This window comes from Sphingobium sp. B2, assembly GCF_007693735.1.
Taxonomy (GTDB): domain Bacteria; phylum Pseudomonadota; class Alphaproteobacteria; order Sphingomonadales; family Sphingomonadaceae; genus Sphingobium; species Sphingobium xenophagum.
This window is the reverse complement of record NZ_VDBZ01000001.1, coordinates 977590-997809: the sequence shown is the minus strand read 5'-3', so window position 1 is coordinate 997809 and position 20220 is coordinate 977590. Positions and strand designations below refer to the sequence as shown.

Sequence of the window (20220 nt, the reverse complement as noted above, 5' to 3'; positions counted from 1 at the left end):
AGGCGCGCCCCTATTTGCGCGGCGCCATCCCGCCGAACGTCACGATGCTCTCGCTTCCATCCTTGGCCACGGCCGCCACGCCGATGAAATGATCGTCCACCACCACATCTTTCAGCAGCAATTCGGTCGCGCCCGTCACGACGCGGCTATCGGTCCAGTCCTGCGCATCGGCCCGCCGCCAATACACATGATAGGCCGCCGCCCCCGGCACCGCGTCCCAGAATACCCGCGTATCCATCGACAGCGCGCCATCCAGCGACACGCTCGCCGGCGCCGTCGGCGCGCTTGCCAGAACACGCAACGCCGCGACATTCAGCGCCGTCACCTTCGCTAGATAGGGAAAATCCATGCCAACAACCGTGTCGCCATAATCGCGCCCGCCCTCGACCCGCAGGTCCTGATGCTGCCGGTCGTAATTCTCGATCCCCACCGAAAAACGCACCGCCGGATAGCCCGCCTCCAGCAACGGGGTATGATCGCCACCGCGCCCGAAACGGTCGGGCCGCCGCACCGCAAACACGTCCAGCCCGATCTGCGGATTGGCCTCCGCAATCCCGTCGATCGCCTTGGCCAGCGCCCGCGAAGGCCCGTCATCCTCGCCGCCGATGCCGCGCCGGGTCAGCCCCGCCTTGCCATCCTCGGACGATCGTATCCCTTCGGAAAATACCCGCACCCGGTCCGCCACGATCTGGCCGTTCAGCCCGGTCGTGTTGCCGACAATATCGTTGTTCAGCATCGCCCGCACCTGCCAGCCGCGCGCCTTGGCCGTGTTCGCCAACAATTTGCCACCCAGCAACCCCTGCTCCTCGCCGGACAACAGCGCATAGACGATCGTCCCGTCGAATTTTTCGCCTGCCAGCACCCGTGCCGCCTCAATCACCAGCGCGCTGCCCGATCCATTGTCGTTCGCGCCGGGCGCGTCGCTGGTCGCATCCATGACATCGCTGACCCGGCTGTCGATATGCCCCGCGACGATCACCACCTGATTGGGATCGCCCGTCCCGGTCTGGATCGCCAGCACATCGACAATATCCGCGCCATCGGGCACGCGCGGCGCGGTGAAGCGTTCCGACACGCTCTCAACCTTCAGGCAGCCGCCGCACCCCTTGGAAATCCGCGCAAACTCCGCCGCCGCCCAGGCCCGCGCCGCCCCAATCCCGCGCTTGGGATCGGTCGCCGAAGACAGCGTATGCCGCGTCCCGAAACTCACCAGCTTCTCGACTGTCGCCTTCAACCGCGCGGGATCAGGCGCCTTGCCCTCCGCCAGCGCGGGCGAAGCCAGAAGCGAAGTCGAAAACGCCGAAGCAGCAGCGAGCAGGATCAATTTTCTCATGACCCACAGGTCTATCGCCAATCGGACAAGTGTAAAGAGACGAAGCCGGTTCGCCCTCACGCATCACGTCCCCGTCGCCGCCCTCATCCGTTCAACCTCTTCCACCATCCGCCGCACCCGTCGTACCACCGCGGGGCTATCGGGCCGCTCCTTCTGCGCCGCCGCGTTCGCGCGATAGGCCAGCACCCGGTCGCGATGCCGGGTCAGCAGTTGCAGCGCCAGTTTCAGGTCATGCCCGCGCTTGATCTTGCGGCTCTTCACGCTCCCCTCGCCGTCCAGCAGGATTTCCTCGCTCTCGCTGCCGAACAGGGCTTCGCGCATCAGCATCGCCTCGATCTCGGCATAGCCAATATCCATCGCCCGTTCCCAGTCGGCGGCAAAGCGCCGGTTGCGCTGCCTGCGGTCATAGGCGCTGGTCCGGCACACGCCCGCCACCCGCGCCGCCTCGCTGGTGTTGCAGGTCATCGCCAATGTCTGCAGGAACAGCCGCTCCTGCTCCCTGGTCCAGCCGTCCTTGCGCGGACGGCGCATCTGCGCGCGCGCTGCGCCCGCCATCTTGCGGCGCGCCGGTTCCAGCATCTGCGCCTCCATCCCGTCCGCCATGCTCGTCCCTTCCCCGCATGCGCCCGGCCAACGCAAAAGGGGCCGACCCGCCCGGATCAGCCCCTTTTTGCATCGCCCCGTTGGCGACTCACATTTTTCCACTATGGCCATCTCTGCCAGAACAGCGTGACGCTGTCAAGACAAATGTTCCAAATGGGTTATTTTTTGGCCATCAATCCTTCCACCATCGGCGCCTCCAGTTCCAGCGCTTCCGCCACGCTGGGCCACGCCTTCACCGCCTCGATCCACGCCGCGACCTTTGGCCAACGCCCCGTCGCCAGCGGGTCCGAACAATAGCATATGTTGATGATCGGACAGGCCGCCGCCAGATCGGCCAGGGTGAAGCGATCCTCGACCAGCCAGCCGCTATCGGGCAAAACCCCTTCCAGATAGTCGTATATGCGCGGCATTTCCTCCGCCTCGGCCTTGTCCGCCGCCGCCAGATCCTGCGGAAATTTCATCGCGGGTGCCACGACGCGGTTGAAAAATATCTTCTGCCCCGCCGGCTGGACGATCGTGTCGCCAAATTCCTCGAACCATATCGTGCGCGCCCGCGCCTTCGGTTCGGCCGGGATCATCTCCTCGCCGGGGCGCAGGGCATCCATATAGGTTATGATCGCGCTCGAATCGCACAACAGGAAATCGCCATCTTCCAGTGCCGGAATCTTGCCGAAAGGCGATCCCTTCAGATAGCCTTCCGCCCCGCGCCCGAAACCGGCCGCCTCTACCTCTGCCGCAATCCCCTTCTCCGCCGCAAAGACGATAACCTTGCGCACAAAAGGCGACGGCCGCGCACCATGGATGATCATGCAATCTCTCCTTGTCCTGTTCCGGATCGGAGGATGCCAAAACAGTATCGAAATGCAACTATTTAATGCAGGCACTCACTCGCCACCCGCGCCAGCGCCACCCCCGGCACGCGCCACCGACCGCGTATAATCTATCCGTATCCGCACCCAGCTGCCGACCAGCACCTTGCCATTCTCGCGCGGCGGCAGCACCAGAAACTGCCACGCCGCCAGCCGCACCGCGCGGGCAAAGCCGGACCCCAGCGGCGATTCCCCTAGCGTCTGGCAATTATCGACATGATAATGATCGACCGTCTTGCACGCGACCATGCCCCATCCATTGGGCGGCGCATTGGCGGGCAGGAACGGGGAAAGCTCCGCATCGGTGGGCCGCCGATACCATTCGGCGTTGAACAATTGCACGCCGCCCGGCCCCTCGCCCGGTCCCGCAACCGCGGCGCTGTTGCCCTGCCCCGCCGCGCTTGCCCCTTTCGCCGCCTTGGGCATGCGGCCAATATCGGCCGACGCCATCTGCTCCCGATCCAGGGTCAGAAAGGGGAAGGGCGACGGCGGATCTTCGGCGGGCTTGGCGACCGGCACGGGTGGCCGCACCACCGCCTCGGCCTGTTTGGGCGCGGCCGCATCCTCCTTCTCGCGCCGCTCCGCCTTGGGCGCGCGCTTCTGCTCCGTCTCCGCCTTCTGCCCGGTCTCGACGTCGAACGTCACCGGCATCCGGTCGTCCACCCTTTTGGGTTCGGGCTTGGGGGCCAGCGTGAACAGCGCAAGCAGCAGGATAGCGTTCAGCACCAGCGCAAACGCCATGCCGCCCGCGCGTTGCCGCACTCTGGCCCAGGATATGGTTGAAACTGTCAAACGCGCCGACCGAACAGGACTGATGATGGCTCATGCCCAGACGTCGCCGTCCCGTCAACGCCGTCGCGCCAGGCTGAGGCCATGACCCGCCAGCGCCGCGCCATCGATACGCCATGGATCGCCGCCCGCAAAAGGCGCTGGCGACCGGCCATCATCTCGGCTAGGGGTCGGCCCCGATGCTGACCAGGCTTTACCAATGGATGCTGGCGAAAGCCGCCCACCGCCACGCCGAACGCTGGCTGTTCGCCTTCAGCTTCATGGAATCCAGCTTCTTTCCCATCCCGCCGCATCCGCTGCTCGGCCTCATGTGCCTCGCCCGCCCGGAACGCGCGCTGCGATTCGGCTTCATCTGCACCCTGGCTTCCGTGCTGGGCGGACTGATGGGCTATGCTATCGGCTATTTCCTGTATGAAACGGTCGGCCAGCAATTGCTCGCCGCGCTCGGCCTTGCGGCCAAATTCCCGGTAGCGGCCTGCTATCTGCGTGAATTCGGGGCGGAAATCATCCTGATCAAGGGCGCAACGCCGATCCCGTTCAAACTGATCACGATCACCGCGGGCTTCATCGGCCTGCCGCTCTTCACCTTCATCTGGGCCAGCCTGCTCAGCCGCGCTTTTCAATTCATGCTGGTCGGCTTCCTGTTCTGGAAATTCGGCCGCCCGATCAAGGCGTTCATCGAAAAATATCTCGCCCTCCTGTCGGGCCTGTTCCTCGTCCTCATCGTCGGCGGCTTCATCGCCGCGTCCATGCTGACCGGCGGCCCCGGCAAGAGCGACAGTTGCAGCGCCGCAACGATGGAATCGATCCGCTGACGTGCTGAAGCAAGCCTTCGCTCGCCATCCCAAAGTCGCGGCGCTGCTGGCAGGGTTCGCCTCCGCCACCGGCTTTGCTCCCCTCAATCTCTGGCCGGTAACGCTCGCCTGCCTGATCGCGCTGATCCTCCTGATCCAGCACGCCCCGGACCGCCGCGCCGCCTTCACCCGCGGCTGGCTTTTCGGCCTTGGCCATTTCACCCTCGGCCTCAACTGGATCGCCCACGCCTTCACCTTTCAGGACATGATGCCGCACTGGTTCGGCTATGGCGCGGTGCTGCTGCTGTCGCTCTATCTGGCGGTCTATCCCGGCCTGGCGACCCTTGGGACATGGTGGCTTTCTCATTCCTCCCCTGCAAGGGGAGGGGGACCACGAAGTGGTGGAGGGGTGTCACCCTATCGTGAGGGCGACACCCCTCCGTCATCGCGACGCGATGCCACCTCCCCTTGCAGGGGAGGATGGATGGCACTGCCCCCCCTCCTCTTCTTCGCGGCCTTCTGGCTGGGCACGGAATATCTGCGCGCCTGGGCTTTCACCGGCTTCGCCTGGAACCCGCTCGGCGTCACCCTGCTCCCCACCGGCATCGCCATCGCCGCCACCCTGATCGGCACCTATGGGCTGAGCGCCCTCACCATCCTCGCGGCGGGCGCGCTGCTTCTTGCGTTCCAGCGCCACTACCGCCCGGCCGCCGCGATCGCAGCCCCGCTTCTTCTCCTCGCGCTCTGGGGCCATCTCGCCCCCGGCCCCGCCGCCCCCCCCGGCGCGCCGCGCGTCCGCGTCGTCCAGCCCAATATCGGCCAGGACCAGAAATATTCGGTCGAAAACGAAGTCGCCAATTTCCGCAAGCTTGCCGCCCTCTCCGGCCAGCCCCGGCCCGCCCCGCGTCTCATTTTCTGGCCCGAAGCCGCCATCCCCGCCTATCTCGACATGGAACCGGGCTGGCGCGCCCGCCTCGCCAGCCTGCTTGGCCCCGGCGACCTGCTGATGACCGGCGCGGACAAGGTCTATTTCAAGCCGGTCGAGGAAAATGGCGTCATCACGCAAAAGCTGGCGGGCGCGAACAACAGTGTCTGGATCGTCACGCCCGACGCCCGTTTGCTTGGCCGCTACAGCAAGGCGCATCTCGTCCCCTATGGCGAGTATCTGCCGATGCGGAACATCCTCACGCCCCTCGGCCTCTCGCGCCTCGTACCGGGCGATGCCGATTTCTGGCCCGGTCCCGGTCCGCAAAGCCTCCCGCTGCCCGCCACGCTTGGTCGTCCCGACCTCAAAATGGGGGTGCAGATCTGCTATGAGATCATCTTTTCGGGTCAGGTGATCGACCGCGCCAACCGCCCCGATTTTCTCTTCAACCCTTCCAACGACGCCTGGTTCGGCAGCTGGGGTCCGGTCCAGCATCTGGCGCAAGCCCGCCTCCGCGCGCTGGAAGAAGGCATCCCGATCATCCGCTCCACCCCCACCGGCGTCTCCGCGATCATCGACGCGCGCGGCCAAGTCGTCCATGCGCTGGGCCTCAACCGCGCCGGTTTCCTGGATTCCGGCCTGCCCCCGCCGCTTGCCCCCACCCTCTTCGCACGGGTCGGCAACTGGGCGCCCTTCGCCCTCATGCTGCTGCTCGCCGGACTGGCCATTGCCATGCAGCGCAGCAAAAGCTAATAGCCACATAAACTATTCTTTATATCGTTTTCCGGTTCAGCCGTTTACGGGAGTCCCATGCGTAACCAATTCCTCTTCACCTCGGAATCCGTGTCCGAAGGCCATCCCGACAAGGTTGCAGACCAGATTTCCGACGCCATCGTCGACCTCTTCCTGTCGAAAGACCCCGAAGCCCGCATCGCCTGCGAAACCCTGACCACGACCCAGCTCGTCGTCCTGGCCGGTGAAATCCGCTGCAAGGGCGTCTATGAAAATGGCGCCTGGGCACCGGGCGCGCAGGAAGAGATCGAAGCCACCGTCCGCGCCACGGTCAAGCGCATCGGCTATGAGCAGGACGGCTTCCACTGGCAGACCTTCCGCTTCGAAAATAATCTCCACGGCCAGTCCGCCCACATCGCCCAGGGCGTCGATGAAAGCGGCAACAAGGATGAAGGCGCCGGCGATCAGGGCATCATGTTCGGCTATGCGTCGGACGAAACCCCCGACCTCATGCCCGCCACCCTCTATTACAGCCACAAGATCTTGGAACGCATGGCCGCCGACCGCCACGCGCAGGTCGTCGACTTTCTCGAACCCGACGCCAAGAGCCAGGTCACGCTCGAATATATCAATGAAAAGCCGGTCCGCGCGACCGCTCTGGTCGTATCGACCCAGCATGCCGCAGGCATGGACAATGATGAAAGCCGCGCCAAGCTGCGCGACTATGTGAAGGGCGTCATGGCCGACATCCTGCCCGAAGGCTGGCTGCCCGGCGAAGAAGCGATTTACGTCAACCCGACCGGCCTTTTCGAAATCGGCGGGCCGGACGGCGACGCTGGCCTGACTGGCCGCAAGATCATCGTCGACACCTATGGCGGCGCCTCGCCGCATGGCGGCGGCGCGTTCAGCGGCAAGGACCCGACCAAGGTCGACCGCTCGGCCGCCTATATCACCCGCTACCTCGCCAAGAATGTCGTCGCTGCCGGCCTCGCCCGCCGCTGCACGATCCAGCTTTCCTACGCCATCGGCGTCGCCGAACCGCTTTCGCTCTACGTCGACCTGCACGGCACCGGCACCGTCGAAGCCTCGGCGATCGAAACGGTCCTGCCAACGCTGGTGCGCCTCACGCCCAAGGGCATCCGCACCCATCTCGGCCTCAACAAGCCCATCTATCAGAAAACCGCCGCCTACGGCCATTTCGGCCGCACGCCCGAAGGCGACTATTTCCCTTGGGAAAAGACCGATCTGGTGGACGCGCTCAAGGCCGCTCTGGCCTGATCCAAACAAAGAGGGGCGCGGAAAACGCCCCTCTTTCTTCTCCCCTCCCTTTCAGGGAAGGGAGAAGAACGCGCCTCTCCGAATAGCAAGGCCAAGCCCCCCTTGCCCCCACCCCTCCTACCCGCTAGTCAGCCGCCCCATGACAGCGCATAAATCCGGCGATCCTACGACCCTCAACCGCCTCTATGGCCGCCAATCGGGCCACAAGCTGCGGCAGGGGCAGCAGGAACTGGTCGACACCCTCCTCCCCGCCATTTCCGTCCCCGAAGAAGGCGACATCACCGCCGCCGCCCTCTTCGGTTACGATCGCCCGCTCCATTTCGAGATCGGCTTTGGCGGGGGCGAACATCTTGCCTATCGCGCCGACATGCTGCCCGACCATGGCTTTATCGGCTGCGAGCCCTTCCTGAACGGTGTCGTCACCGCGCTTGGCCATGTCCGCGACGGTGCGCTGGGCAATGTCCGCCTGCACATGGGCGATGCGCTTGAGGTGCTTAGCCGCATTCCGGACGGCGCCTTGAGCTTTGTCTATCTGCTCCACCCCGACCCCTGGCCCAAGGCGCGCCATGCCAAGCGCCGGATGATGAACCCCGGCCCGGTCGCGATGATCGCCCGCAAGCTCAAGCCGGGCGGCGAATTCCGCTTTGGCACCGATCATCCCATCTATCTGCGCTGGGCGCTGATGGTGATGAACGGCCATCCCGATTTCGACTGGCTGGCCAACGACCCCGCCGACTTCCTCACCCGCCCCGGCGGCTGGCCCCAGACCCGCTACGAAGCCAAGGCGCGGAAAAAGGGCCATGAAGTCTGGTACTTCCGCTACCGGCGCAAATGAAATCCTCCCCTGTAAGGGGAGGTGGCAGGGCGCAGCCCTGACGGAGGGGTGTCACCCTCTCGATGGGGCAACAGCCAACCCGATGACTTTACCCTGATCCGTTCGTTTCGAGCGAAGTCGAGAAACGTTGCGCACAGGTTGGTGCTCCCCCCCTTAAAACGCCTCCGCCGCCAGCGCCATGATCGCCCCTTCGCCCGCCGCAATGCTCGCCGCCAGCCCGCTCGCCTGCGGCAACACCCGCCGGGCATAATAATCCGCTACCGCCAGCTTGCCTTGATGCAGCGCCGTCTCGCCAGACCCGGCAGCCACCGCCATCCGCGTCCACATCCATCCCATCGCCACCAGCGCGAACAGCCGCAGATAGTCGACCGCCGCGGCCCCGGTCGCGTCCACATCCGCCCCGCGCAGCGCCACCGTAGCCTCGCGCAGCAAGGCCAGCGCCTCGCCCGTCCGCACCGCGATCACCCGGTCGCCCGCCGCCGCCACATCCGCCGCGATCCCGTCGAAAAAGCCCTCGACCACCGCGCCGCCTGCCATGGGCAGCTTGCGCCCGACCAGATCCATCGCCTGCACCCCGTTAGTGCCTTCGTAAATCTGCGCGATCCGGGCATCGCGGACAAATTGCTCCATCCCCCATTCGCGGATATAGCCATGACCGCCGAACACCTGCTGCGCCTGCACCGCGCATTCAAAGCCATAGTCGGTAAAGGCCGCCTTGATCACCGGCGTCAGCAACGCCACCAGCGCGTCCGCCTGTTCCCGCTCGCCCGCATCCGCATGCGCTTTCGCCCGGTCGAGTTGCAGCGCGGTCCATCCCGCCAGCGCCCGGCCCGCCTCCACGAACGCGCGGACATTCAGCAGCATCCGCCGCACATCGGCATGCTCGATGATCGCCACCGGGCCGCGCGCCCCGTCCGCGCTGCGCCCCTGCAACCGGTCCCGCGCATAGGCGACCGCCTGCTGATAGGCGCCCCCTGCAATCCCCAGTCCCTGAATGCCCACCATCAACCGTTCGGCGTTCATCATCGTGAACATCGCCGCCAGCCCGCGATGCGCCTCTCCCACCAGCCAGCCGGTTGCATCGTCATAATGCATCACGCAGGTCGGCTGGGCGTGGATGCCCATCTTCTTTTCCAGCGACCCCACCGACATGGCGTTGCGCACGGTAAAACCGCCATCGGCATCGGGCAGGAACTTGGGCACCAGAAACAGGCTGATCCCCTTCACGCCGGGCGGCGCATCGGGCAGCCGCGCCAGCACCAGATGGACGATGTTGCCGCCAAAATCATGGTCGCCCGACGAAATGAAAATCTTGGTCCCGGCCACCGCATAGCTGCCGTCCCCCTTTGACGTCGCCCGCGTCTTGAGCAGCGCCAGATCGGTCCCCGCCCCGCTCTCGGTCAGCGCCATCGCGCCCGTCCATTCGCCGCTCACCAACGGCTCCAGATAGGCGGCCTTCAACGCGTCGCTGGCATGGGCCGCAATCGCCTCACACGCCCCGCGCGACAGGCCGGGGAACAGGCCGAAGGACAGGTTGGTCGCCGACATCATCTCGTCGAACCAGAGTTGCAGGACGAAGGGCAGCCCCTGCCCGCCATGCGCCGGGTCCGCCGACAGCGACGTCCAGCCACCCTCGGCAAAATCACGATAGGCCTGCGCAAAACCATCGGGCGTCTGCACCGCGCCATCGACCAGCCGGCTCCCCTGCTCGTCCCCTTCGCGGTTCAGCGGCTGCAGGCGCTCGGCACAGACCTTCCCCGCCTCCTCCAGCACCGCCACCGCCAGATCGGCATCCACCTCTTTCCCCAACTCCGCCATCGCCTGGTCGAAACCCAGTACGTCGTTCAGCAGAAATCGATAATCGTCGATCGGCGGGGTATAGCTTTGCATGGCGGTTCCTCTTCTATCGCACGAACATTACACCAAACATATGTTACAGTCAATTTTCAACAGCCTGTAAGCCCGCCGCAAACGGCTGGATCAAGTCCCACGACGAAGGGCGCCCGAAAAAGGGGCCAGTCTGTAAGCGACCAGAAGCGCCCGGAAATTCCTCCCCTGCAAGGGGAGGGGGTCCACGAAGTGGTGGAGGGGTGTCGCCCTATCGAGAGGCTGATACCCCTCCGTCTGGCCTACGGCCATCCACCTCCCCTTACAGGGGAGGATGATCGGGAACGACCGTTGGCGACAACAGCGGCAGATCGCGCGCGTCCAACAAGCAGTCATTAGGCGAAGCGTCCTTGCTTATCTGTGCTTGAAGGTCCAGCTTCGATCTTCGCCCGGATCGCCGTTGAAAAGATACTCTATATCATCGATTTTGCCGTTGGGCCACACGACAAGCTCGCGCTCGTTTATGAAATCGATCTGCATCGCATCGCCGCTATCATCAGCATCCCATTTCAACGTGAGCTTATCGCCCGGTTCCAGTTCGAAGCATTGAGGCCAAGGTTCGACCGATATGTAGATTGGGCCGTCCTTCTTATTGCTGAACGTATGTTGGGTCTGCGCCATGCGTTCGTTCTGGAGCCGTTTCGTTGAGAAGGCAACGTCCGCTTACGAGCCTTAGCCCCTCGACAACAGAACGTCGCCAATCCCCCCTTAGGCGACCCTCCCTCCCCCGCCTCCCGCAACCCGCCCGCTAATCCCGCGGCTTGTGCGACGACAGCAGGTAGCGCCAGACGCCGACCATATTGATGCCCAGCATGGCGACATTCTGCCAGCCTATCCCCTCACTGTCCTGCGCCAGAAACCCCCACAGGATCAGCGCGATCGAGCTGGTGACGAACAGTACGAACGCCCATCCCGTCACGCGCCGCCCGATGTTGAGCGAGACCAGCAACGCCGCCAGCGTCGCCGCCGCCGCGCCATAATATTGCAGCCCCGTCAGCACAGCCTCATCCATCTCGCCCCAACGCCGCGCCGCCCGCCAAGGTTGCAGCCAGGCCCCGCCCCCTCTAGGCAGGCGGCATGATCGCCAGCATTGACCCGTTCCACGCCATCGCCATCAGCCGCGAAGCCCACAGGCTCGAAGCAGCGGGCCGCTCCATCCTCCACATGGAATTTGGCCAGCCCTCCACCGGCGCACCGGCAGCGTCCATCGCCATGGCCCATCATGTGCTGGACACCGACCCGATGGGCTATTGGGAAAGCCAGCCGCTCAAGGACCGGATCGCCCGCCATTATCGCGACAGCTATGGCCTCGCCATCGATGCCGAACGCATCCTGCTCACCTGCGGCGCGTCCCCCGGCCTGGTCCTTGCGCTGACCAGCCTGTTCGCGCCCGGCGCGCGCGTCGCCACCGCCCGCCCCGGCTATGTCGCCTATCGCAACACGCTCAAGGCGCTCTACCTCTCCCCCGTGGAGATCGCCTGCGGTCCGGCGGAACGCTATCAGATCAGCGCCGACGCGCTCGCCGCGCTTGATCCAGCGCCCGACGGCCTCATCGTGGCCAGCCCGGCCAACCCCACCGGCACCATCATCCCCGCCGACGAACTGGCCCGCATCGCCGCGACCTGCGCCGCGCGCGGCATCGCCATCGTCTCGGATGAAATCTATCACGGCCTGTCCTTCGGCGACCCGGCCCGCTCGATGCTGGAATTCGCCCCCGACGCGATCATCGTCAACAGCTTCTCCAAATATTTCAGTATGGCCGGCTGGCGTCTGGGCTGGATCGTCGTGCCGCCTGTCCTGATCGACGCCGCCCGCGCCCGCATGGGCAACCTGTTCCTCACGCCCCCGGTCCTGGCCCAGCAGGCCGGGCTGCAGGCGTTTGAGGAGAGCGCCGAACTGGACGGCCATGTCGCCACCTACCGCCGCAACCGCCAATTGCTGCTCGACGCCCTGCCTGCGCTCGGCCTCGCCAGCATCGCCCCGCCCGATGGCGCATTCTATCTCTATGCCGACATCAGCCATCTGACCGACGACAGCCTGGCCTTCTGCCACCGCCTGCTACAGGACACCGGCGTCGCCACCGCGCCCGGCATAGATTTCGATCCGGTCGAAGGGCGCCACTTCATCCGCTTCAGCTTCGCCGTCTCCACCGACCGGGTAGAGGATGCCATCGCCCGGATGGTGCCATGGTTTCAGGCGCAAGGCAGGCGTTGAACGCTGGAAATCCTCCTCTGCAAGGGCAGGCTTTTCGCATATGAACTGCCTCCTCCTTCATCGTCATCCTGAACTCGTTTCAGGATCCATTTCTCCTTACGAGCGGCGGCCTGTGGGGCACGATGGATGCTGAAATAAATTCAGCATGACGTTGGATGGATAGCGGAAAGTCATATGCAACCGCCCTGCCCTTCCATGGAAGGATGCACTTCGATCTGAATTGCAATGTCGGAAACAAAGTCCGGCCAAAAAATGGTGCGGGCGGTCGGAATCGAACCGACACTCCTTGCGGAACCGGATTTTGAGTCCGGCGCGTCTACCAGTTTCACCACGCCCGCACGGCCTGGGAGCCGCCAAATGACAAAATCCGGCTCCCTCGTCCAGCCGAAAATCAGTCCGGCCCATATTCATCGCCCAAAGCGCCACGCCCGCCAGACTTTCACCATGCGATAGCAAGCCGTTGCAGCATCGCCGCCGGGACGATAGCCTCCTTGCGCTATCATCCGCGCGCGCTATAAGGGCGTCATCGTGCAGATATAGATATGTTCAACGGAAAAGGACCATCCTTTGGCCGAATCATCTGCTACGTTCCTATTATTCGGCGCTACGGGGGATCTCGCGCGACGGATGATCTTCCCTTCGCTCTATAATCTCCTGTCCGACGGGCTGCTGCCCGACGATTTTCTGATCGTCGCTTCCGGCCGGTCGGAACTGGACGACGACGCCTTTCGCGACGATGTCGATGCGGCGCTGCGCCAGTTTCTGGCGGCCGACCGCTATGACAGCCAAGTCGCCGCCACCTTCCGCGCGATGATCTGCTATCAGCCGGTGGAGGCAGGCAATGCGACCCAGTTCGCCGCCCTTGCCGATCGGATCGACGGGCGGCTGGAACGCGGCCTGTCGGTCTATCTCTCCACCCCGCCATCGCTGTTCGCCCCCACGGCGCAGGGTCTGGCGGACGCGGGCCTCATCACCCCGCTGACCCGGATCGCGATGGAAAAGCCGATCGGCAAGGATCTGGCCTCCTCCAAACAGGTCAATGACGGCATCGGCGCGCTGTTCGAAGAGGATCAGATTTTCCGCGTCGACCATTATCTGGGCAAGGAAACCGTCCAGAACCTGCTGGCGCTGCGCTTTGGCAATCTGATGTTCGAACCCTTGTGGAACGCGACCGGCATCGACCATGTCCAGATCACTGTCGGCGAAACCGTGGGCCTGGAAGGCCGCGTCTCCTATTATGACGGCGTCGGCGCGCTGCGCGACATGGTGCAGAACCATATGCTCCAGATCCTGTCGATCATCGCCATGGAGCCGCCCGCCCGCATGGACCCGACCGCGGTGCGCGATGAAAAGGTGAAGGCGCTGCGCTCGCTGCGCCCGATGACCGCCGAAACCGTCAAGACGCATAGTGTGCGCGGCCAATATACGCCGGGCGCCGTGGGCGGCCAGATCGTCACCGGCTATGCCGACGAACTGGGCAAGCCCTCGACCACGGAAACCTTCGTCGCGGTAAAGGCCTATATCGACAATTGGCGCTGGCAGGGCGTCCCCTTCTACCTGCGCACCGGCAAGCGGATGCCGGAACGCCAGTCCGAAATCATGATCCAGTTCAAGCCGGTCCGGCACTCCATCTTCGGACGGGACGGCCATGGATCGGGGCTTGAATCCAACACGATGGTCATCCGCCTCCAACCCGAAGAATATATCCGCCTGACCATCATGTCGAAACGGCCCGGCCTCGAACGGCAGGTGCATCTCGACGAAGTGACGCTCGACGTCTCGCTGACCGCCGCCTTTGCCGGGCAGCGCCGCCGGATCGCCTATGAACGGCTGATCCTCGATCTTCTGGCCGGCGATCCCACCCTGTTCGTCCGCCGTGACGAGGTGGAGGCGCAATGGACCTGGATCGATTCGATCATCGACGGGTGGAAGGAAGCGAATATGAAACCCGCCCCCTATTCTTCCGGGAACTGGGGTCCATCCTCGGCCATTGCCCTTATCGAACGTGACGGAGCCAGCTGGCATGACTGAACTGAACCCCATCATCGCCAAGGTGACGGAACGCATCGTAAAGCGCAGCGCCAGGAGCCGCCGCCATTATCTCGACCTTATCGAGCGTGGCCGCGACGCTGGCACCAACCGCGATCAGCTAAGCTGCGGCAACCTCGCCCATGCCTTTGCCGCCAGTGGGGAGGACAAGCCTGTCATCCGCACCGGCGCGGCGATGAATATCGGCATCGTCACAGCCTATAACGACATGCTCTCGGCGCATCAGCCCTATGGCCGCTATCCCGAAGCGATCAAGCTGGCCGCCCGCGAAGTCGGCGCCACGGCCCAGGTGGCGGGCGGCGTCCCCGCCATGTGCGACGGCGTGACCCAGGGGCAGGCGGGCATGGACCTTTCGCTCTTCAGCCGCGACACGATCGCGCTGTCGACCGCCATCTCCCTGTCCCACGCCATGTTCGAAGGCGTCGCCCTGCTCGGCATCTGCGACAAGATCGTGCCCGGCCTGCTGATCGGCGCGCTGCGCTTTGGCCATCTGCCCACCATCCTGATCCCCGCCGGGCCGATGCCCTCCGGCCTTGCCAACAAGGAAAAGGTCCGCATCCGCCAGCTTTATGCCGAAGGGAAAGTGGGCAAGGACGAACTGCTCGAATCCGAAAGCGCCAGCTATCACGGCGCTGGCACCTGCACCTTCTACGGCACGGCGAACAGCAATCAAATGATGATGGAAGTGATGGGCCTCCACATGCCCGCCGCCGCCTTCGTCAATCCCGGCACGAAGCTGCGCCAGGAACTCACCCGCGCCGCGACTCACCGGCTGGCGTCGATCGGCTGGGCCAAAGACGGACAACCAAATGACGATTATCGTCCCCTGGGTCACTGCGTCGATGAAAAGGCGATCGTCAATGCCATCATCGGCCTGATGGCGACCGGTGGCTCCACCAACCATGCCATCCACCTGCCCGCCATCGCCCGCGCTGCCGGGATCAGCATCGACTGGACCGATTTCGCCGAACTCTCCGATGCCGTCCCGCTGCTCGCCCGCGTCTATCCCAATGGCTCCGGCGACGTGAACCATTTCCACGCCGCTGGCGGCATGAGCTATATCATCCGCGAACTGCTCGACAATGGCCTGCTCCATCGCGACATCATGACCGTCGCGCGCGGCGACCTCACCGATTATGGCAAGGAACCCGTGCTGGAAAATGACGCGCTCCAGTGGCGCGACGTCCCCGCCTCGCGCGATGAAAACATGCTCCGCCCCGTTGCCAATCCGTTCAGCGCCGATGGCGGGATGAAGCTGCTGGCGGGCAATCTGGGCCGCTGCGTCATGAAGGTCAGCGCCGTCGATCCCGCGCTCTGGACCATCGAGGCGCCAGCCGCGATATTCCACGATCAGGACGACGTCCTGCGCGCCTTCAAGGCGGGCGAACTGGAACGCGACGTCGTGGTCGTCGTCCGCTTCCAGGGGCCAAAGGCCAACGGCATGCCCGAACTGCACAAGCTGACGCCTGCGCTTGGCGTACTGCAGGATCGCGGGTTCAAGGTCGCACTGGTGACCGACGGGCGCATGTCCGGCGCATCCGGCAAGGTGCCCGCCGCCATCCATCTTTCGCCCGAAGCCTTGGGCGGCGGCGCCATCGGCAAGCTGCGCGATGGCGATCTCGTCCGGGTCTGCGCGCAGAGCGGCACCATCGACGCGCTGGTCGACGCCGCGACCTGGGACGCGCGCGACATCCCCGCCGCGCCGCCCCCGCCCTATGATACGGGCCGGGAGCTGTTCGCCCTGTTCCGCCATCATAGCGACTTGGCCGAACAAGGGGCGTCCCCCATTCTCGCCGCCATGGAAGCCGAACTATAATCTCCACCGTCATCCCGGCCAACGCCGGGATCTCTCTCCTGCTCACACCACGCAAAGGAAGAAGGATGCCAGCCTGCGCTGGCATGACGGACATAATGATAGGATGCCCTGATGACCAACATCATCGCTGCCGACATTGGCGGCACCAACGCCCGCTTCGCGCGCGCCTCGCTCGATGAAAGCGGCGTGCCAACGCTCGGCACGGTGCGCAAATATAAGGTCGCCGACTATTCCAGCCTGCAATCCTGCTGGGCCGCCTTCACGCAGGATGAAGCGGATAGCGGCGCGGGCGACCTGCCCGACGCCGTCTCCATCGCCTTCGCCACCGCCATTGGCCGCGACGTCATCAAGCTGACCAACTCCAGCTGGGTCATCCGCGCCGATACGCTGGCCGAGGATCTGGGCGTTCGCACGGTCAAGCTGGTCAATGATTTCGAAGCGGTCGCCCATGCCGTCTCTCGCCTTCCGCAAGACAATCTGCCCTTGCTGTTCGGCGAGGATCGCCCCTTCCCCCGCGATGGCGGCGTCACCATCCTTGGCCCCGGCACCGGCCTTGGCGTTGCGATGATCGCCTATGACAATGGCCATCCCCACGTCATCGCGACCGAAGGCGGGCATCTCGATTTCGCCCCGCTCGACAGTCTGGAAGAAAAAATCCTCGCCTATCTGCGCGACAAATTCCTGCGCGTTTCGACCGAGCGGATCGTGTCCGGCCCCGGCCTCAACAATATCTACAAGGCAATGGCGACGATCGGCCATCATCGCGTGATGTTGATGGAAGACCCCGAATTGTGGCAGGCGGCACTGGATGACAGCGATGCCTTCGCCCGCAATGCGCTCGAACGCTTCTGCCTCTGCTACGGATCGGTCGCCGGTGATCTTGCGCTGGCCCATGGTCCCCATGCCGTCGTGCTGGCCGGTGGCCTGACCCAGCGGATGCGCGATTTCCTGCCGCACAGCGGCTTCCACACCCGTTTCAAGGCCAAGGGCCGGTTCGAAAGCCTGATGGCATCCGTTCCGATCCGCATGGCCGTCCATGATGAAATCGGCCTTTTCGGGGCCGCCGCCGCCTTCAGGGAGCAATGATTATGAGCGAATTGACCGTCGAACAGGTGATGGAGCTGGCCCCGGTGATCCCGGTGCTGGTGGTCGATCGGGTGGAGGACGCCCTCACCATCGCCCGCGCGCTCGTCGCCGGTGGCCTGCCCGCGCTCGAAGTCACGCTGCGCACCCCCGCCGCGCTCGACGTGATCCGCGAAATGAGCCAGGTGGAAGGCGCTGTCGTCGGCGCCGGCACCGTCCTCAATCCCGATCAGCTCGACGCCGCAATGGCGGCAGGCGCGCGCTTCGTCGTCAGCCCCGGCCTGACCGAGCCGCTGGGCAAGGCCGCGATCGCCGCGAACATCCCTTTCCTCCCCGGCACCGCCACGGCGGGCGACATCATGCGCGGCATGGACATGGGCCTTACCCATTTCAAATTCTTCCCCGCCGAAACATCGGGCGGCCTGCCCGCGCTCAAGGCGCTTGCCGCGCCGCTGCACACCGCCCGTTTCTGCCCGACCGGCGGCATTACGCTGGAAAGCGCGCCGACATGGCTGGCCCAGCCCTTCATCAAATGCGTCGGCGGCAGCTGGGTCGTGCCCAAGGGGCCGGTCGACGGCGCGAAGATCGAGCAACTGGCGCGCGCCGCCGCCGCCCTCCCGCGCGGATGATCGTGCGCGGGTGACGGGGCCATTGCGCGCCGTCACCCGCCACCCTAGATGCAGGTTCATGATGACCCGTCGGCTGCTGCCCTATCTCGCCCTGCTCCTGTCCGGCTGCACCGGCGGACAGCTGACCTATCCCTCGCTCGCCAAGCGGCCGATCGAGAGCGCCCCGGTCGCGCAGGCCGCGCCGCCCCCCGCCCCGATCGCCGCCGACGCCCAGCTGACCGAGCAGATCGCCCGCTTCACAGCGCAGGCGGAAACCGGCCGGACCGGCTTCGACGCTGCCTATGCCAAAGCGGAAAAAGCCGCCCGCGCCGCATCTGGATCGTCCGTCTCCAGCGACGCCTGGGTCGCCGCGCAGGTCGCCATCAGCGCGCTGGAAACCGCCCGTAACGACAGCGTTTCCGCTCTCGCCAGCCTCGACACCCTCTATGTCAATCGCACCAGCGCCATTGCCGATGGCAAGGAAAGCGGCGGCCTCGACGCCCTCGACACCGCCCGCACCACGGCCCTCGCCATCGTCGATAGCCAGAATGACCGCATCGACGCGCTCAAGGGACAACTGGCCCAGCCCTGAAATTGATCCTCCCCTGCAAGGGGAGGTGGCGACGCGAAGCGTTGACGGAGGGGTGTCACCCTCTCGATAGCGGGACACCCCTCCGTCTGGCCTTCGGCCCGACACCTCCCCTTAAAGGGGAGGAGCAGGAACCGTGCAAAACTGATTGAATATAAGCGTTAAACCGCGTCCACCGCTGCCTTGTGCGCGCGCGCATAGTCGACATAGCGCGCCGCGCCTCCGCTCAGCTTCTTAACCATCTCGTCGGACAGGTCGCGCATATATTTGGCCGGTCGCCCCGCCCATAATTGCCGCCCCGGCAGCCGCTTGCCCGGCGACAGCAAGGCACCCGCCGCCAGCATCCCGTCACTCTCGATCACGCATCCGTCCATGACGATCGCGCCCAGCCCGACAAACGCCCGGTCTTCCAGCGTGCAGCCATGCACCATCGCCATATGGCCGATCAGCACATCGTCCCCGATGATGGTCGGCCATCCTGCCAATGGCCGGTCGATCCCGTCGCCGGGGCTGTCGCAATGGATCACCGTACCGTCCTGCACATTGCTGCGCGCGCCGATCCGTATCCGGTTCACATCGGCGCGGATGACGCAATTATACCAGATGCTGGCATCCTCGCCGATCTCGACATCGCCGATGATCCGGCATCCCGGTGCGATGAAGGCACTGGGGTGGATGACCGGCACCTTGCCCTTGAACGGGACGATGCTGACGCCCGGATAATCGCTCATCTCAAGCTCCCAGCAGCCGCGCCGCATGCAGCGCATGATAGGTCAGGACGCCCGAACAGCCCGCCCGCTTGAACGCCATCAGCGTTTCGAGCACCAGCGCGTCGCGGTCCCCCGCGCCAGCGGCAGCGGCATGTTCGATCATCGCATATTCGCCCGACACCTGATAGGCGAACACCGGCACCGCGAACTGGTCCTTCACACGGGCGATGATGTCCAGATAGGGCAGCCCCGGCTTCACCATCACGCTGTCCGCCCCCTCGGCCAGGTCCAGCGCCACCTCGCGCAATGCCTCTTGCCCATTGGCCGGGTCCATCTGGTAATTTTTCTTGTCGCCCTTCAGCAACCCGCGCGATCCCACCGCATCGCGGAACGGACCGTAGAATGCGCTCGCATATTTGGCGGCATAGGACATGATCTGGACATTGACATGGCCCTCGCCCTCCAGCGCCGCGCGGATCGCGCCGACCCGCCCGTCCATCATGTCGCTGGGCGCAATGATGTCCGCCCCCGCCGCCGCCTGATTGAGCGACTGGCCAATCAGCACATCGACGGTCGCATCGTTGAGGACATAGCCCCTGTCGTCCAGCAGCCCGTCCTGCCCATGCGCGGTATAGGGGTCCAGCGCCACGTCGGTCAGCACGCCAATGTCCGGCACCGCATCCTTGATCGCCCGGATCGCCCGGCACATCAGATTGTCGGGGTTCAGCGCCTCCGCGCCATCGTCGCTGCGCCGGTCGGCCTGCGTATTGGGAAACAGCGCCAGGCAAGGGATGCCCGCATCCCGCGCTTCCCGCGCCCGCGCGACGATGCCATCCACCGACCATCGCGACACGCCCGGCAGCGCCCCGATCGGCTCCTCCACCCCATCGCCCTCGGTCACGAACAGGGGCCAGATGAAATCGCTGGGCGACAGGCGATTTTCCGCAAACATCGCCCGGCTCCACGCCGAAGCCCGCGCGCGCCGCATCCGCAGCGCCGGATAGGAAGATTGGGTCATGGCGCGGGTCTAGGCGCGGTCGAGCGGGGGATCAAGCAGGAGTGATCAAACAGGGGACGTTCCGCTCCTCAGCGCGGAAAGAATAGGG

The 20220-nt window shown here is 64.9% G+C and carries 19 protein-coding genes and 1 tRNA gene; 10 read left to right on the top strand and 10 right to left on the bottom strand.

The annotated features are described in order from the left end of the window. Positions 1 to 10 precede the first annotated feature (10 nt). The 4 genes from FE851_RS04940 to FE851_RS04925 all read right to left on the bottom strand — a co-directional run bounded on the left by FE851_RS04940 (position 11) and on the right by FE851_RS04925 (position 3546). Positions 11 to 1333, bottom strand: a complete 1323-nt coding sequence (locus FE851_RS04940) for a M28 family peptidase (RefSeq protein ID WP_145200383.1) — start codon at positions 1331 to 1333, stop codon at positions 11 to 13. A 63-nt stretch (positions 1334 to 1396) separates the two neighbouring features. Further along, positions 1397 to 1936: a hypothetical protein gene (locus FE851_RS04935; RefSeq protein WP_145200380.1), complete on the bottom strand. Its 540-nt coding sequence runs from the start codon at positions 1934 to 1936 to the stop codon at positions 1397 to 1399. 158 nt (positions 1937 to 2094) lie between these two features. Then, positions 2095 to 2745, bottom strand: coding sequence for a glutathione S-transferase family protein (locus tag FE851_RS04930; RefSeq protein ID WP_130752597.1), 651 nt, complete (start codon positions 2743 to 2745; stop codon positions 2095 to 2097). A gap of 75 nt (positions 2746 to 2820) precedes the next feature. After that, positions 2821 to 3546 carry a hypothetical protein gene (locus tag FE851_RS04925; protein ID WP_017184523.1) on the bottom strand — a complete coding sequence of 242 codons (726 nt, stop codon included), beginning with the start codon at positions 3544 to 3546 and terminating at the stop codon, positions 2821 to 2823. 227 nt (positions 3547 to 3773) lie between these two features. Between FE851_RS04925 and FE851_RS04920 the strand changes: the two genes are divergently transcribed. The 4 genes from FE851_RS04920 (at position 3774) to FE851_RS04905 (ending at position 8158) form a co-directional block, all read left to right on the top strand. Continuing rightward, the gene (locus FE851_RS04920) at positions 3774 to 4409 is read left to right on the top strand and encodes a YqaA family protein (protein ID WP_017184525.1); all 636 of its coding nucleotides are present in this window, start codon (positions 3774 to 3776) and stop codon (positions 4407 to 4409) included. A gap of 1 nt (position 4410) precedes the next feature. Beyond that, entirely contained in the window at positions 4411 to 6066 is a 1656-nt protein-coding gene (gene lnt / locus FE851_RS04915; RefSeq protein ID WP_145200377.1) for an apolipoprotein N-acyltransferase, read from the top strand. 57 nt (positions 6067 to 6123) lie between these two features. Further along, positions 6124 to 7323, top strand: a complete 1200-nt coding sequence (gene metK, locus FE851_RS04910) for a methionine adenosyltransferase (protein ID WP_145200374.1) — start codon at positions 6124 to 6126, stop codon at positions 7321 to 7323. A gap of 139 nt (positions 7324 to 7462) precedes the next feature. Next, a complete protein-coding gene (locus FE851_RS04905) occupies positions 7463 to 8158 on the top strand; it encodes a tRNA (guanine(46)-N(7))-methyltransferase TrmB (RefSeq protein WP_130752593.1) in 696 nt (231 codons plus the stop codon). Between the two features lie 153 nt (positions 8159 to 8311). Here FE851_RS04905 and FE851_RS04900 read toward each other — a convergent pair whose 3' ends face one another. From FE851_RS04900 to FE851_RS04885, 3 genes are all read right to left on the bottom strand, one after another. Continuing rightward, complete coding sequence (locus FE851_RS04900) at positions 8312 to 10048, bottom strand: acyl-CoA dehydrogenase family protein (RefSeq protein WP_145200371.1); 1737 nt, start codon at positions 10046 to 10048, stop codon at positions 8312 to 8314. Between the two features lie 351 nt (positions 10049 to 10399). After that, complete coding sequence (locus tag FE851_RS04890) at positions 10400 to 10666, bottom strand: hypothetical protein (protein ID WP_017183674.1); 267 nt, start codon at positions 10664 to 10666, stop codon at positions 10400 to 10402. A gap of 127 nt (positions 10667 to 10793) precedes the next feature. After that, a complete protein-coding gene (locus FE851_RS04885) occupies positions 10794 to 11057 on the bottom strand; it encodes a hypothetical protein (RefSeq protein ID WP_017183673.1) in 264 nt (87 codons plus the stop codon). A gap of 65 nt (positions 11058 to 11122) precedes the next feature. Between FE851_RS04885 and FE851_RS04880 the strand changes: the two genes are divergently transcribed. Further along, positions 11123 to 12259, top strand: coding sequence for a pyridoxal phosphate-dependent aminotransferase (locus FE851_RS04880; RefSeq protein ID WP_145200369.1), 1137 nt, complete (start codon positions 11123 to 11125; stop codon positions 12257 to 12259). 253 nt (positions 12260 to 12512) lie between these two features. Here FE851_RS04880 and FE851_RS04875 read toward each other — a convergent pair. Continuing rightward, positions 12513 to 12597 (bottom strand) — tRNA-Leu (locus FE851_RS04875). A 229-nt stretch (positions 12598 to 12826) separates the two neighbouring features. Here FE851_RS04875 and zwf point away from each other — a divergent pair. The 5 genes from zwf (at position 12827) to FE851_RS04850 (ending at position 18407) form a co-directional block, all read left to right on the top strand. Beyond that, the gene (zwf, locus tag FE851_RS04870) at positions 12827 to 14290 is read left to right on the top strand and encodes a glucose-6-phosphate dehydrogenase (RefSeq protein ID WP_026002580.1); all 1464 of its coding nucleotides are present in this window, start codon (positions 12827 to 12829) and stop codon (positions 14288 to 14290) included. Continuing rightward, complete coding sequence (edd, locus tag FE851_RS04865) at positions 14283 to 16124, top strand: phosphogluconate dehydratase (RefSeq protein WP_130752588.1); 1842 nt, start codon at positions 14283 to 14285, stop codon at positions 16122 to 16124. Before zwf ends, edd begins: the two co-directional genes overlap by 8 nt. 111 nt (positions 16125 to 16235) lie before the next feature. Beyond that, positions 16236 to 17210 (top strand): glucokinase, encoded by a 975-nt coding sequence (glk, locus tag FE851_RS04860; protein WP_019052660.1) that lies wholly within the window; start codon positions 16236 to 16238, stop codon positions 17208 to 17210. A 2-nt stretch (positions 17211 to 17212) separates the two neighbouring features. Further along, positions 17213 to 17836, top strand: coding sequence for a bifunctional 4-hydroxy-2-oxoglutarate aldolase/2-dehydro-3-deoxy-phosphogluconate aldolase (gene eda, locus FE851_RS04855; RefSeq protein WP_026149598.1), 624 nt, complete (start codon positions 17213 to 17215; stop codon positions 17834 to 17836). A 58-nt stretch (positions 17837 to 17894) separates the two neighbouring features. Then, entirely contained in the window at positions 17895 to 18407 is a 513-nt protein-coding gene (locus tag FE851_RS04850; protein WP_145200367.1) for a hypothetical protein, read from the top strand. Between the two features lie 158 nt (positions 18408 to 18565). Here FE851_RS04850 and FE851_RS04845 read toward each other — a convergent pair whose 3' ends face one another. Then, positions 18566 to 19135, bottom strand: a complete 570-nt coding sequence (locus FE851_RS04845) for a gamma carbonic anhydrase family protein (RefSeq protein ID WP_186378755.1) — start codon at positions 19133 to 19135, stop codon at positions 18566 to 18568. A gap of 1 nt (position 19136) precedes the next feature. Continuing rightward, a complete protein-coding gene (hemB, locus tag FE851_RS04840; protein WP_145200363.1) occupies positions 19137 to 20132 on the bottom strand; it encodes a porphobilinogen synthase in 996 nt (331 codons plus the stop codon). Positions 20133 to 20220 lie beyond the last annotated feature (88 nt).

Excerpts from the sequence above, each read along its gene's own strand:
- FE851_RS04940 (WP_145200383.1), bottom strand. The coding sequence starts at position 1,333 with ATGAGAAAATTGATCCTGCTCGCTGCTGCTTCGGCGTTTTCGACTTCG.
- FE851_RS04935 (WP_145200380.1), bottom strand. The coding sequence starts at position 1,936 with ATGGCGGACGGGATGGAGGCGCAGATGCTGGAACCGGCGCGCCGCAAG.
- FE851_RS04930 (WP_130752597.1), bottom strand. The coding sequence starts at position 2,745 with ATGATCATCCATGGTGCGCGGCCGTCGCCTTTTGTGCGCAAGGTTATC.
- FE851_RS04925 (WP_017184523.1), bottom strand. The coding sequence starts at position 3,546 with ATGGCGTTTGCGCTGGTGCTGAACGCTATCCTGCTGCTTGCGCTGTTC.
- FE851_RS04920 (WP_017184525.1), top strand. The coding sequence starts at position 3,774 with ATGCTGACCAGGCTTTACCAATGGATGCTGGCGAAAGCCGCCCACCGC.
- metK (WP_145200374.1), top strand. The coding sequence starts at position 6,124 with ATGCGTAACCAATTCCTCTTCACCTCGGAATCCGTGTCCGAAGGCCAT.
- FE851_RS04905 (WP_130752593.1), top strand. The coding sequence starts at position 7,463 with ATGACAGCGCATAAATCCGGCGATCCTACGACCCTCAACCGCCTCTAT.
- FE851_RS04900 (WP_145200371.1), bottom strand. The coding sequence starts at position 10,048 with ATGCAAAGCTATACCCCGCCGATCGACGATTATCGATTTCTGCTGAAC.
- FE851_RS04890 (WP_017183674.1), bottom strand. The coding sequence starts at position 10,666 with ATGGCGCAGACCCAACATACGTTCAGCAATAAGAAGGACGGCCCAATC.
- FE851_RS04885 (WP_017183673.1), bottom strand. The coding sequence starts at position 11,057 with ATGGATGAGGCTGTGCTGACGGGGCTGCAATATTATGGCGCGGCGGCG.
- FE851_RS04880 (WP_145200369.1), top strand. The coding sequence starts at position 11,123 with ATGATCGCCAGCATTGACCCGTTCCACGCCATCGCCATCAGCCGCGAA.
- edd (WP_130752588.1), top strand. The coding sequence starts at position 14,283 with ATGACTGAACTGAACCCCATCATCGCCAAGGTGACGGAACGCATCGTA.
- glk (WP_019052660.1), top strand. The coding sequence starts at position 16,236 with ATGACCAACATCATCGCTGCCGACATTGGCGGCACCAACGCCCGCTTC.
- eda (WP_026149598.1), top strand. The coding sequence starts at position 17,213 with ATGAGCGAATTGACCGTCGAACAGGTGATGGAGCTGGCCCCGGTGATC.
- FE851_RS04850 (WP_145200367.1), top strand. The coding sequence starts at position 17,895 with ATGATGACCCGTCGGCTGCTGCCCTATCTCGCCCTGCTCCTGTCCGGC.
- FE851_RS04845 (WP_186378755.1), bottom strand. The coding sequence starts at position 19,135 with ATGAGCGATTATCCGGGCGTCAGCATCGTCCCGTTCAAGGGCAAGGTG.
- hemB (WP_145200363.1), bottom strand. The coding sequence starts at position 20,132 with ATGACCCAATCTTCCTATCCGGCGCTGCGGATGCGGCGCGCGCGGGCT.